This is a genomic window from Streptomyces boluensis (genome assembly GCF_009908195.1).
In the GTDB taxonomy this organism is placed as follows: domain Bacteria; phylum Actinomycetota; class Actinomycetes; order Streptomycetales; family Streptomycetaceae; genus Streptomyces; species Streptomyces boluensis.
Genome location: NZ_JAAAHS010000235.1, coordinates 1 through 12,065 on the forward strand (window position 1 = coordinate 1; position 12,065 = coordinate 12,065).

Genomic DNA, 12,065 nt, shown 5'->3' on the forward strand with positions numbered 1-12,065 from the left:
GGGGCCGGGGGCGGAGCCGGGTCCGGTGCCTGAGCCTCCGCTTGAGCCTGTCGCCGAGTCCGAGCCTGTCGCAGAGCCAGAGCCAGAGCCAGAGCCAGAGCCTGTGGCTGTTCCCGAGGCTGAGCCCGAGCCCGAGCCCGAGGGTGGTGTGGTCGACGACGGGCGGTTCAAGGTCCGGCTCGACAACTTCGAGGGGCCCTTCGACCTGCTGCTCCAGCTGATCTCGAAGCACAAGCTGGACGTCACCGAGGTCGCGCTCTCCAAGGTCACCGACGAGTTCATGGCGCACATCCGGGCGATGGGTCCTGACTGGGACCTCGACCAGACCACCGAGTTCCTCGTCGTGGCCGCGACGCTGCTCGACCTGAAGGCCGCCCGGCTGCTGCCCGCCGCCGAGGTCGAGGACGAGGGCGACCTCGCGCTCCTCGAGGCCCGCGACCTGCTCTTCGCGCGGCTGCTGCAGTACCGCGCGTACAAGCAGATCGCCGACATCTTCAACCGGCGGCTCGACGACGAGGCCAGGCGCTACCCCCGTACCGTCGGACTCGAGCCGCAGCACGCCGAGTTGCTGCCCGAGGTGGTCATCAGCATCGGGGCCGAAGGGTTCGCCAGGCTGGCCGTGAAGGCGATGCAGCCGAAGCCGGAGCCGCAGGTGTACGTGGACCACATCCACGCCCCGCTGGTGTCCGTACGCGAACAGGCCGAGGTCGTCGTGGCGCGGCTGCGGGAGGTGGGGGAGGCCAGTTTCCAGGTGCTGATCGAGGACGCGCCGGACACGCTGACCGTCGTCGCCCGCTTCCTGGCGCTGCTCGAGCTGTACCGGGAGAAGGCCGTGGCGATGGACCAGGACGAGGCGCTCGGTGAACTGACCGTGCGCTGGACCGGCGGCGAGGGTGCCGAGCCGCAGGTCACCGACGAGTTCGACCGGCCGCCGGAGAAGCCTGAGGACAAGCCTCGGGAGCAGTCTCAGGAGGAGCCGGGCGAGGAGAGAGCGGAGGGCGGCGCGTGAGCGGTCAGCGGAGTTCCGAGGCCCCGGCGGGGCTGCTCGAGGTCGCCGAGCTCGACCTCAAGCCGGCCCTGGAGGCGGTCCTGATGGTCGTCGACGAACCGGCCACCGAGGAGCATCTGGCCAAGGTGCTGCAGCGGCGCCCGCGTGACGTGGCGCACGCGCTGCGGGAGCTGGCCGATGAGTACATGTCCCAGGGGCGCGGCTTCGAGCTGCGGCTCGTCGCCGGGGGCTGGCGGTTCTACACCCGGCCCGAGTACGCGGCGGCGGTGGAGGGCTTCGTCCTCGACGGGCAGCAGGCGCGGCTCACCCAGGCGGCCCTGGAGACGCTCGCGGTGGTCGCGTACCGCCAGCCGGTCAGCCGTTCCAGGGTCTCCGCCGTGCGCGGAGTGAACTGTGACGGGGTCATGCGGACCCTGTTGCAGCGGGGCCTGGTGGAGGAGGCGGGCGCGGAACCCGAAACAGGTGCGATCCTGTACAGGACGACGAACTACTTCCTGGAGCGGATGGGCCTGCGCGGCCTGGACGAACTACCCGAACTCGCGCCTTTCCTCCCCGAGGCGGACGCGATCGAGGGCGATACGCAGGAAGGTGTGCCGTCGTTCGATCCGGACGCACCCGATGCACCGGGTCTCGAGCAGGCAGACGACCAGACGGAATTTTGATGCGAAGCAGCAGCGGCAGGAACAGCAGCGGAAACAACGGCGGGAGCCGTGGTGGCAACAGCGGCGGCCGCGGCGGGAGCAGCGGTGGCCGTGGTGGGAGTGGCGGTGGTCGCGGCGGGAGCAGCGGCGGCCGTGGCGCCCCCCGCGGTGCCGGTGGCAACCGCGACGACAAGCAGGGCAGCGGCCGTCCGAAGAAGCCGCGTCCCGAGGAGAGGCGTTACGACGTAGGCCCCGGCGGCACCCTCGACGGTCCGAAGTCGGGCCGCGGTGCCTCGGCGCGTGGCGGTGCCAAGGGCGGTCCCAAGCGTGGCCAGCAGTCCGGCGGCCGCACGGCGCCCTCGCGTTCGCGTGAGTACGAGACGCGTACCGAGGAGCGCAACCGCGACCGGTACGCGGGCAAGAAGGAGGTCAAGCTCCCCAAGACCTTCCCCGGCGCCGAGCAGGAGGGCGAGCGGCTGCAGAAGGTGCTCGCGCGTGCCGGTTACGGCTCGCGGCGTGCCTGTGAGGAGCTGGTCGACCAGGCCCGCGTCGAGGTCAACGGCGAGATCGTCCTGGAGCAGGGGCAGCGGGTCGACCCGGAGAAGGACGAGATCAAGGTCGACGGGCTGACCGTGGCCACGCAGTCGTACCAGTTCTTCGCGCTGAACAAGCCGGCCGGTGTCGTCTCCACGATGGAGGACAACGAAGGACGGCAGTGCCTCGGGGACTACACGAACAACCGTGAGACGCGGCTGTTCCACGTGGGCCGGCTCGACACCGAGACCGAGGGCGTCATCCTGCTCACCAACCACGGCGAGCTGGCGCACCGCCTGACCCACCCCAAGTACGGCGTGAAGAAGGTCTACCTCGCGCACATCGTGGGCCCGATCCCGCGTGACCTGGGCAAGCAGCTCAAGGACGGCATCCAGCTGGAGGACGGGTACGCGCGCGCGGACCACTTCCGTGTCGTCGAGCAGACCGGCAAGAACTACCTGGTCGAGGTGACCCTGCACGAGGGGCGCAAGCACATCGTGCGGCGGATGCTGGCCGAGGCCGGGTTCCCGGTCGACAAGCTGGTGCGGGTGGCCTTCGGGCCGATCACGCTCGGCGACCAGAAGTCGGGCTGGCTGCGGCGGCTCTCGAACACCGAGGTCGGCATGCTGATGCAGGAAGTCGACCTGTAGCAAGGCTCGCGGCCGTGGACCGGTCGCGAAGGGGCTTGTGCACACCACCCCCCTCTCTTTATAGTCGTCGAGACCATTAAAGAGAGGGGGGTGGTCGTGCGTGCAGGGCTACGACAAGTACGCCTTCGAACCTTTCGCCGTCACCGTCGACCTGGCCGTCTTCACCATCCGTGAGGGCGGGCTCCGGGTCCTCCTGGTCGAGCGCGGCGAGCAGCCGTACGCGGGACGCAGGGCGCTGCCCGGCGGGTTCGTACAGCCCGACGAGTCGGCGGAGACCGCGGCCCGGCGTGAACTCGCCGAGGAGACCGGCCTGTCGGACGTGGCCGGGCTGCACCTGGAGCAGTTGCGCACCTACAGCGAACCGGACCGCGACCCGCGCATGCGCGTCGTCTCCGTCGCCTTCACCGCCCTCGTCCCGAACGCCCCGGACGTGTACGGCGGCAGCGACGCGGCGCGGGCGGACTGGCTGCCGTACACCGAGCACAGGCCCGGGTACGCGCCGCTCGCCTTCGACCATGACCAGGTGCTCGCCGACGCCCATGACCGGGTCGGCGCCAAGCTGGAGTACACCGGGCTCGCCACCGCTTTCTGCCCGCCCGAGTTCACGCTCGGCGAGCTGCGGCAGGTCTACCAGGCCGTGTGGGGCGCCGAGTTGGACCCGGCGAACTTCCGCCGCAAGGTGCTCGCCACCCCCGGCCTCGTCGAGCCGGTGCCCGGCGCGGCCCGGCTGACCGGCGGCCGCGGCAAACCGGCCGCCCTCTACCGCGCGGGCGGCGCCACCGCCCTGCACCCGCCGCTGCTGCGACCGGAAGGACGATCCTGATGACCACCGCGACGAAGCGCGCCGCCACCGGGGCCCTCGTCGGGCTCGCCCTCGGGGACGCGCTCGGCTTCCCGACCGAGTTCAACGACGTGCCCTCGATCCTCGCCAAGTGCGGCCCCTGGCGTGAGATGGCCCTGCCGACGCCCGCGTACGTCACCGACGACACCCAGATGACCCTCGCCCTCGGCCGTGGCCTGACCCGGGCCGGAGAGCGCGGAGTGTGCGGGCCCGAGCGGTTCGCCCACTTCGTACGCCAGGAGTTCGTCGCCTGGAACGTCTCGCCGGACAACAACCGCGCCCCCGGCGCCACCTGCATCCGCGCCTGCGAACTCCTCGCCGACGAGGCGCGGCCCTGGCGGGACGCCAGCCGGATGCACTCCAAGGGCTGCGGCGCCAACATGCGGGTCGCGCCGCTCGGCCTCGTGCCCCGGCTCGACGACGACACCCGGGCCGGCGCCTCCCAGCTCCAGTCCGCGCTCACCCACGGCCACCCCACCGCGCTCGCCGCGAGCGACCTGACCTCGTACGCGGTACGGCTGCTCGCTCAGGGCGCGGACCCGGTGGGCCTGGTCGGGCGGCTGCGCTCGTACGCCCTTGAGCAGCGCACCCACTACCGCGAGGAGTGGCTCGGCGACCTGTGGACCCGCTCCCAGGACCCGAGCGCCGAGCAGTTCGTCGCGCGTGGCTGGGACGAGTGCCTGGCCGTGCTCGAACGGCTGGCCGCCGCGGTCAGGGACGCCAACCCGGAGACCGATCCGTGCCTGGCCACGGGTGACGGCTGGATCGCCGAAGAGGCCCTGGCCACCGGCCTGTTGTGCTTCCTGATCTTCCCCGACGAGCCGCTCACCGCGATCCGCAGGGCCGCCTGCAGCTCCGGCGACTCCGACTCCCTCGCCTGCCTCGCCGGGGCCTTCGCCGGGGCCCACCTGGGCGCGGACGCCTGGCCCGAGGAGTGGGCGGGCCGGATCGAGTACCGCGACGAGCTGCTCGACCTGGGCGCGCGGTGGGACGCGTGAGGGCGGCGGAGCGGCTGCGGGCGGCGGGGCTCCCGGACGTCGACCTCGCGCCGGTCGTCGCCGAGCAGCCCGACCCGGTGCTGTTCGCGACCGTCTCCGGCGCCCATCTGTACGGCTTCCCGTCCCGCGACTCGGACGTCGACCTGCGCGGCACGCACCTGCTGCCCGCCGCCGCTCTGGTGGGGCTGCGCGAACCCGAGGAGACCCGGTCGCGGATGTGGGTGCGCGACGGCGTCGAGATGGACCTCGTCACGCACGACCTGCGCAAGTTCGTACGCCTGATGCTGCGCCGGAACGGCTACGTACTGGAGCAGTTGCTCTCGCCGCTCGTCGTGCACACCTCGGACGCGCACGCCGAGCTGGCCGCGCTCGCGCCGCAGGTGCTGACTGCTCACCACGCGCACCATTACCGGGGGTTCGCCACTACGCAGTGGCGGTTGTTCGACAAGACCCGCGAACTGAAGCCGCTGCTCTACGCGTTCCGGGTGCTGCTCACCGGGATCCACCTGATGCGCTCGGGCGAGCTGCAGGCCCATCTGCCCACGCTCATCGGCCTGGTGGACGCCCCGGCGTACCTGCCCGAGCTGGTCGCGGCCAAGGCCGAGGCTGAGCACGGCGGCGCCGATGTGGAGCACGCGCGCGTAGTGGCGGATATCGAGGCGCTGCACGCCCGGCTCGACGCGGCCCAGGAGGCCTCGGCGCTGCCGGACGCGCCCTCCGCGTACGACGCGCTGCATGACTTCGTGGTGCGGGCGCGGCTCGCGTAAAGGAGTGCCTACAGGGTGCCGAGGGCGGAGGCGCAGCGGGTGCGGTAGAGGAAATCCGCCACCCGCGCGGTGTCGGGCTCGGCGGGCAGCGGACTGCGGTCGGCCGCCGCCTCCGCCTCGTCCGCGAGGCGGGCCATCCGGGCCTCGACCTCGCCCCAGGAGACCTCGCCACGCTTGACGGCGAGCAGTTCCTCGCGCGCGTGGCCCACGTCGATCACCAGCTCGCCGGTGCGCAGCAGATCGCGGCAGCTCATCAGGAGGCGCAGCAGGTGCATGGCGTGCTTCCAGCGCGGGGCGCCGTGCGCGCGGACGTCGGCGTCGAGCCTCTTGCGCTGGCCGAGCGCGTACCGGGCGAACGTGTCGTGCGCCGCGCGGGACAGGAACGCGCCGCGCAGCGCGAGCAGTTCACGCCCCGTCGCGTCGCACCGCTCCACCAAGGGGGAGTGCAGGCACTCCAGGATGTTCGGGTTGGCGCGCAGGGCCAGCTCGCAGAAGCGCTCCAGCTCCCAGGAGAACTGCTCGTCGAGCGGACCCTCCACATGCGTCGGCGGCTTCTCGAAGCGCCAGTACGCGGCGGTGGGCGCGAGGAAGACGCCACGGATGTCGGTGTCGCTCTCCTCGGTCGCGAGCCCGAAGGCCCGTGAGCCCATCACACAGGCGTACACGGTGTGTTCGCGCACCAGGTCCACGGGGCTCGGCGCGGGCGCGGAGGCGGGCGCTGAGACGGGTTGTGGGGCGGGCGCGGCGTCGGGTTCGGAGACGGGCGGCGGTACGTCTTCGGGGCGCATGCGAGCGGAGCGTACGTGAGGGGTGCGTGGCCGCCGGTGCCGGGCCGGTTGCGCCAAGTGGCGGCACGGTGCGGTCCGGGTGACATTGGAACGGCCCGGCGGGCCACCGCGTCCGTGTGTCCGCCACGGGTCCCGGTCACCCTCTCGAAAGGCACGACCATGGCAGGAAACGATCTGGGCGGTCTCCTCGGCGGTCTCCTCGGCGGCGGCGGTGGCGTCGGCGGAGCCGGTGGCGGGCAGGGCAGCGCGGGCGGAGGCGGCGGCAACATCCTCGGCTCCCTGCTCGGCAGCCTCCTCGGTGGGGCCGGTGGAGCCGGTGGTGCCGGTGGTGCGGGAGCGGCGGGTGCCCAGGCGGGCGGCGGCGTGGGGAACAACCCGCTCGGCGGCCTCCTCGACATGATCACCAAGTCCGGCCTGGTCGACCGCGGCCAGCTCGACTCCTGGGTCGGCACCGGCGCCAACCAGCCGCTCAGCCCCGACCAGGTCAAGCAGGCGGTGCCCGACGAGACCCTGGACAAGCTCGCCACCGAGGCGGGTGTGAGCCGCGACCAGGTCGCCGACCAGGTGGCCCAGGAGCTGCCGCAGGTCGTGGACAGGCTGACCCCCGAGGGCCAGGTCCCCAGCGGCACCTCGCTGCAGGACCTCATCAAGCAGCAGCAGCTCTGACCCACATCGAGCGCCGGCAGCCCTGATCCACGTACCGGCTGTGAAATCCCGCGCGGCGTCCGTCTCGGCAGACGGGCGCCGCGCACCGCTGTCAGTGGCGCTGACTACCCTGGCCTGTGCACGACTTCACGGGTTCGCCCCGGGGACGCACCCGGGTTCGCAGGCAAGGAGCAGCAGCGTGGCGGTACGAGCGGTCCGAGGCGCCGTCCAACTGGAGCGGGACGACCCCCAGCACATGGACGAGCGGGTCGGCGAGCTGCTCACCACCGTCCTGGAGCGCAACGACCTGACGCAGGACGACCTGATCAGCATCTGGTTCACGGCCACCCCCGATCTGCGCAGCGACTTCCCGGCCGCGGCCGCCCGCAGGATCGGCATCACCGACGTACCGCTGATCTGCGCCCAGGAACTCGACATCGAGGGCGCCATGCCCCGAGTCGTACGGGTCCTCGCCCACATCGAGTCCGACCGGCCCAGGCCCGAGGTGGCGCACGTCTACCTCGGTGCCGCGGCCGCACTCCGCAAGGACATCGCCCAGTGAGAACAGCAGCCGTCATCGGTACCGGCCTGATCGGCACCTCCGTAGCCCTGGCCCTGGCGAGCCGCGGCGTGACCGTGCACCTCAGCGACCACGACCCCGAGCAGGCCCGCACCGCCGCCGCGCTCGGCGCCGGCACCGACACCGCGCCCGAGGGCCCCGTCGACCTCGTCGTCGTCGCCGTGCCGCCCGCCCATGTCGCCGCCACCCTGGCCGACGCGATGGGACGTGGCCTGGCCCGCGGGTACATCGACGTGGCCAGCGTCAAGGGCGGCCCGCGCCGCGAGCTGGAGGAGCTGGGCCTCGACCTGACCACGTACCTCGGTACGCACCCGATGTCAGGACGGGAGCGCTCCGGCCCGCTCGCCGCCACCGCCGACCTCTTCGAGGGCCGCCCCTGGGTGCTCACCCCGACCCGCGACGGCGACACCGAGGTGCTCAACCTCGCGCTGGAACTGGTCGCGCTCTGCCGTGCCGTCCCCGTCGTCATGGACGCCGACGGCCACGACCGCGCCGTCGCCCTCGTCTCGCACATGCCGCACCTGGTGTCCAGCATGGTCGCGGCCCGCCTGGAGTACGCCGAGGAGTCCGCGGTACGCCTGTGCGGCCAGGGCATCCGCGACGTCACCCGGATCGCCGCCTCCGACCCGCGGATGTGGATCGACATCCTCTCCGCCAACCCCGGCCCCGTCGCCGACCTGCTCGCCGAGGTCTCCGCCGACCTGGACGAGACGGTGCGCGCGCTGCGGGCCCTGCAGTCCGCCGACGAGGACAAGCGGGCGGACGGCTCCGAGGGCATCGAGCGGGTGCTGCGCCGCGGCAACGCCGGCCAGGTCCGGGTCCCCGGCAAGCACGGCTCCGCCCCGGTGTCGTACGAGATCGTGGCCGTCCTCATCGACGACCAGCCGGGCCAGCTGGCGCGGATCTTCGCGGACGCGGGCGCGGTCGGCATCAACATCGAGGACGTACGCATCGAGCACGCCACCGGCCAGCAGGCCGGCGTGATCCAGCTGACCGTCGAACCCAAGGCGGCACCGGTGCTCTCGGCCTCGCTGCGGGAGCGCGGCTGGTCGATCCGGCAGTAGGCGGCGGCCGGGGCGGATCCGGCACGGGAGAGGGCGCTCCGGTTCCGTCCGGCGGGGCTCGGTAGGGGTTCAGGAGGGGCTCAGCAACGGCTCAGCGAGGGCTCAGCACGGGCCGTGAAGGTGCGCCGTAAAGAGCCCCGTCGCGAGCCAGTAACCTTGTCCGGGGCGTTTCTCGCGCCCACCCTCCTGCCCCGTGCCCTGAGAAAGGTGTCCGTCCCCCGTGGAAACCGCCGCAAACGCCGCCCCGGCAGCAGTGATCGTCGCCATCGACGGCCCCTCCGGCACGGGCAAGTCGAGCACCTCGAAGGCCGTCGCCGCCCAGCTCGGCCTCAGCTACCTGGACACCGGCGCCCAGTACCGGGCGATCACCTGGTGGATGGTGAACAACGGCATCGACATCGCCGACCCCGCCGCCATCGCCGCCGCCGCGGACAAGCCGGACATCGTCTCCGGCACCGACCCGGCCGCCCCGACCATCACCGTCGACGGCACCGACGTCGCCGCGCCGATCCGTACCCAGGAGGTCACCTCCAAGGTCAGCGCGGTCAGCGCGGTGCCCGAGGTGCGTACGCGGATCACCGAGCTGCAGCGCTCCATCGCCCGCGGCACGGAGCTCGGCATCGTGGTCGAGGGCCGCGACATCGGTACGACGGTGCTGCCCGACGCCGACCTGAAGATCTTCCTCACCGCGTCGCCGGAGGCCCGCGCCGCCCGCCGCAGCGGTGAGCTCAAGGGCGCCGACGTCAACGCGACCAGGGAAGCCCTGATCAAGCGGGACGCCGCCGACTCGGGCCGGAAGACCTCCCCGCTCGCCAAGGCCGGCGACGCGGTCGAGGTGGACACCACCGAGCTCTCCCTGCAGCAGGTCATCGAGTGCGTCGTGACGCTGGTCGAGGAGAAGCGGGCCGAGCGGTGACCCAAGGCCCCTCGGAGAAGGGCGCGGAGGTCGGCCGGCGCATCGGCGTCGGCCTGATGTACGGGTTCTGGAAGCCGCGTGTGCTCGGCGCCTGGCGGGTGCCCGCGAGCGGCCCCGTCATCCTCGCGGTGAACCACGCGCACAACCTCGACGGCCCGATGCTGATGGGCACCGCGCCCCGGCCCGTGCACTTCCTGATCAAGAAGGAAGCGTTCATCGGGCCGCTCGACCCGTTCCTGCGAGGCATCGGGCAGGTCAAGGTCGACCGTACGGGCACCGACCGTACGGCGATCACCGGCGCCCTCGACGTGCTGCGCGAGGGCGGCGTGCTCGGCATCTTCCCCGAGGGCACCCGAGGCGAGGGCGACTTCGCGTCGCTGCGCGCGGGCCTCGCGTACTTCGCGGTGCGCAGCGGGGCGCCGATCGTGCCGGTCGCGGTGCTGGGAAGCGGAGAGCGCCGCGGACGGTTGATACAGGGGCTGCCTCCGCTGCGCAGCCGGGTGGACGTCGTCTTCGGCGACGCCTTCCAGGCGGGCGACGGCAGCGGACGGCGGACCCGCAAGGCGCTGGACGAGGCCACCGTGCGGATCCAGGAGCGGCTCACCGGCCACCTGGATAACGCCAGGCGCCTGACCGGGCGCTGAGCGAGACTTTGAGTAGTGGACCGTGAACTGCGGTCCATCGATGACTGATGACAGAGGTACGGACTTCATGAACGAGCAGATCCACTCCGGCGGCTCGGACGAGCCTGAGCACGGAGCACTTGGCGACGCCGAGTACGCGGAGTTCATGGAGCTCGCCGCGGAAGAGGGCTTCGACCTCGAAGAGGTCGAGGGCGCGATCGGTGAGGCCGGACACGGCCCGCTGCCCGTGCTCGCCGTCGTCGGCCGCCCGAATGTCGGCAAGTCGACGCTGGTGAACCGCATCATCGGCCGCCGCGAGGCGGTCGTCGAGGACAAGCCGGGCGTCACCCGCGACCGCGTCACGTACGAGGCGGAGTGGGCGGGCCGGCGCTTCAAGCTCGTCGACACCGGCGGCTGGGAGCAGGACGTCCTCGGCATCGACGCCTCGGTGGCCGCGCAGGCCGAGTACGCGATCGAGGCGGCCGACGCGGTCGTCTTCGTCGTGGACTCCACGGTCGGCGTCACCGACACCGACGAGGCGGTCGTACGTCTGCTGCGCAAGGCCAAGAAGCCCGTCGTGCTGTGCGCCAACAAGGTGGACGGCCAGAGCGGCGAGGCCGACGCGACGGCCCTGTGGTCGCTCGGCATCGGCGAGCCGTTCCCGGTCTCCTCGCTGCACGGACGCGGCACCGGCGACATGCTGGACGCCGTCCTCGAGGCGCTCCCCGAGGCGCCGCAGCAGACGTTCGGCGCCGCCGGGATCGGTGGCCCGCGCCGCATCGCCCTGATCGGCCGCCCGAATGTCGGCAAGTCGTCCCTCCTGAACAAGGTCGCGAAGGAGGACCGCGTCGTCGTCAACGAGATGGCGGGCACCACCCGCGACCCGGTCGACGAGCTGATCGAACTCGGCGGCGTCACCTGGAAGTTCGTGGACACCGCGGGTATCCGCAAGCGCGTCCACCTGCAGCAGGGCGCCGACTACTACGCGTCCCTGCGTACCGCCGCCGCGGTCGAGAAGGCCGAGGTCGCGGTCATCCTGATCGACTCCAGCGAGTCCATCTCCATCCAGGACCAGCGCATCGTCACGATGGCCGTCGAGGCGGGCCGCGCGATCGTCGTCGCGTACAACAAGTGGGACACCCTCGACGAGGAGCGCCGCTACTACCTGGAGCGCGAGATCGAGACCGAGCTCGGCCAGGTGGCGTGGGCGCCGCGGGTCAATGTCTCGGCGCGTACCGGCCGGCACATGGAGAAGCTGGTCCCGGCGATCGAGACGGCCATCGAGGGCTGGGAGACGCGCGTGCCGACCGGCCGCCTGAACGCCTTCCTCGGTGAGCTGGTCGCCGCGCACCCGCACCCGGTCCGCGGCGGTAAGCAGCCCCGCATCCTCTTCGGCACCCAGGCGGGCACCAAGCCGCCGCGGTTCGTGCTCTTCGCCTCCGGCTTCATCGAGGCCGGCTACCGGCGGTACGTGGAGCGCCGACTGCGCGAGGAGTTCGGCTTCGAGGGCACGCCGATCCATATCTCGGTCCGGGTGCGCGAGAAGCGCGGCCGCAAGAAGTAGTCCACGGCCAGGGCACAGCCACGGCTACAGACACAGACACGTGCGCCGTACGGCACCGGATCTCCGGTCTCGTACGGCGCACGTGTCTGTGTCTGTGTCCGGGCCTTCGCGGTGCGCGGGCCCGGCGGGTTCGGCCGGTTTCAGCTCTCGCGGCGCTGGGCCGGTGGCAGGGCCGCCTGTGGCCGGTTGCCGGGGGAGGAGCGGTGCACCTCGGTGAACCAGAAGCCGGGTGGGGTGTGCCCGGTGTGGGAACCGCCGCCGTGGGCGCGGGAGTCCGAGCCGAAGCCGGTGAACCCCGGCTCCTCCTCGCCGCTCCGGTCGCCGGGCAGGGCCCGGAAGCACCGGCGCCACTCCGCGTACAGGGCGTCGTAGATCGGAGTCGCCGAGCGGTCCGCCGAAGGGTCACGGGCCGGGCGCATCGGGGGGATCTGGTGGTGGGAGGTGT

The 12,065-nt window shown here is 72.2% G+C and carries 14 protein-coding genes; 12 read left to right on the forward strand and 2 right to left on the reverse strand.

All coding sequences use genetic code 11. The features are described from left to right. The 6 genes from GUY60_RS25000 to GUY60_RS25025 form a co-directional block, all read left to right on the forward strand. Positions 1-1,009: segregation and condensation protein A (locus tag GUY60_RS25000; protein ID WP_161701608.1), on the forward strand; the 1,009-nt coding region annotated here is incomplete at its 5' end. Beyond that, the gene (scpB, locus tag GUY60_RS25005) at positions 1,006-1,671 is read left to right on the forward strand and encodes an SMC-Scp complex subunit ScpB (RefSeq protein WP_161701610.1); all 666 of its coding nucleotides are present in this window, start codon (positions 1,006-1,008) and stop codon (positions 1,669-1,671) included. The genes GUY60_RS25000 and scpB, both read left to right, overlap by 4 nt. Further along, a complete protein-coding gene (locus GUY60_RS25010; RefSeq protein ID WP_161701612.1) occupies positions 1,671-2,834 on the forward strand; it encodes a pseudouridine synthase in 1,164 nt (387 codons plus the stop codon). The genes scpB and GUY60_RS25010 overlap by 1 nt, the downstream gene beginning before the upstream one ends. 100 nt (positions 2,835-2,934) lie before the next feature. After that, positions 2,935-3,657 carry an NUDIX hydrolase gene (locus tag GUY60_RS25015; RefSeq protein WP_161701614.1) on the forward strand — a complete coding sequence of 241 codons (723 nt, stop codon included), beginning with the start codon at positions 2,935-2,937 and terminating at the stop codon, positions 3,655-3,657. Further along, positions 3,657-4,673 carry an ADP-ribosylglycohydrolase family protein gene (locus GUY60_RS25020; RefSeq protein ID WP_188132887.1) on the forward strand — a complete coding sequence of 339 codons (1,017 nt, stop codon included), beginning with the start codon at positions 3,657-3,659 and terminating at the stop codon, positions 4,671-4,673. Before GUY60_RS25015 ends, GUY60_RS25020 begins: the two co-directional genes overlap by 1 nt. Further along, positions 4,670-5,440, forward strand: coding sequence for a nucleotidyltransferase domain-containing protein (locus tag GUY60_RS25025; protein WP_312866414.1), 771 nt, complete (start codon positions 4,670-4,672; stop codon positions 5,438-5,440). The genes GUY60_RS25020 and GUY60_RS25025 overlap by 4 nt, the downstream gene beginning before the upstream one ends. 8 nt (positions 5,441-5,448) lie before the next feature. Here GUY60_RS25025 and GUY60_RS25030 read toward each other — a convergent pair whose 3' ends face one another. After that, positions 5,449-6,090: a nucleotidyltransferase domain-containing protein gene (locus tag GUY60_RS25030; RefSeq protein WP_246235605.1), complete on the reverse strand. Its 642-nt coding sequence runs from the start codon at positions 6,088-6,090 to the stop codon at positions 5,449-5,451. A gap of 297 nt (positions 6,091-6,387) precedes the next feature. Here GUY60_RS25030 and GUY60_RS25035 point away from each other — a divergent pair, with 297 nt between their 5' ends. From GUY60_RS25035 to der, 6 genes are all read left to right on the forward strand, one after another. After that, a complete protein-coding gene (locus tag GUY60_RS25035; RefSeq protein ID WP_161701617.1) occupies positions 6,388-6,894 on the forward strand; it encodes a YidB family protein in 507 nt (168 codons plus the stop codon). A gap of 178 nt (positions 6,895-7,072) precedes the next feature. Then, positions 7,073-7,435: a chorismate mutase gene (gene aroH, locus GUY60_RS25040; protein ID WP_161701619.1), complete on the forward strand. Its 363-nt coding sequence runs from the start codon at positions 7,073-7,075 to the stop codon at positions 7,433-7,435. Next, positions 7,432-8,517, forward strand: a complete 1,086-nt coding sequence (locus GUY60_RS25045) for a prephenate dehydrogenase (protein WP_161701621.1) — start codon at positions 7,432-7,434, stop codon at positions 8,515-8,517. The genes aroH and GUY60_RS25045 overlap by 4 nt, the downstream gene beginning before the upstream one ends. Before the next feature lie 220 nt (positions 8,518-8,737). Continuing rightward, positions 8,738-9,433, forward strand: coding sequence for a (d)CMP kinase (gene cmk, locus GUY60_RS25050; protein ID WP_161701623.1), 696 nt, complete (start codon positions 8,738-8,740; stop codon positions 9,431-9,433). Continuing rightward, on the forward strand, positions 9,391-10,077 hold the full coding sequence (locus GUY60_RS25055) for a lysophospholipid acyltransferase family protein (protein ID WP_161701625.1): 687 nt from the start codon (positions 9,391-9,393) through the stop codon (positions 10,075-10,077). Before cmk ends, GUY60_RS25055 begins: the two co-directional genes overlap by 43 nt. 40 nt (positions 10,078-10,117) lie before the next feature. Continuing rightward, positions 10,118-11,620, forward strand: a complete 1,503-nt coding sequence (gene der / locus GUY60_RS25060) for a ribosome biogenesis GTPase Der (RefSeq protein WP_161701627.1) — start codon at positions 10,118-10,120, stop codon at positions 11,618-11,620. 140 nt (positions 11,621-11,760) lie between these two features. On the opposite strand, the gene GUY60_RS25065 is transcribed toward der, so the two are convergent. After that, the gene (locus tag GUY60_RS25065) at positions 11,761-12,039 is read right to left on the reverse strand and encodes a hypothetical protein (protein ID WP_161701628.1); all 279 of its coding nucleotides are present in this window, start codon (positions 12,037-12,039) and stop codon (positions 11,761-11,763) included. Positions 12,040-12,065: the final 26 nt, after the last annotated feature.

Excerpts from the sequence above, each read along its gene's own strand:
- GUY60_RS25010 (WP_161701612.1), top strand. The coding sequence starts at position 1,671 with ATGCGAAGCAGCAGCGGCAGGAACAGCAGCGGAAACAACGGCGGGAGC.
- GUY60_RS25020 (WP_188132887.1), top strand. The coding sequence starts at position 3,657 with ATGACCACCGCGACGAAGCGCGCCGCCACCGGGGCCCTCGTCGGGCTC.
- GUY60_RS25030 (WP_246235605.1), bottom strand. The coding sequence starts at position 6,090 with ATGGGCTCACGGGCCTTCGGGCTCGCGACCGAGGAGAGCGACACCGAC.
- GUY60_RS25035 (WP_161701617.1), top strand. The coding sequence starts at position 6,388 with ATGGCAGGAAACGATCTGGGCGGTCTCCTCGGCGGTCTCCTCGGCGGC.
- der (WP_161701627.1), top strand. The coding sequence starts at position 10,118 with ATGACTGATGACAGAGGTACGGACTTCATGAACGAGCAGATCCACTCC.
- GUY60_RS25065 (WP_161701628.1), bottom strand. The coding sequence starts at position 12,039 with ATGCGCCCGGCCCGTGACCCTTCGGCGGACCGCTCGGCGACTCCGATC.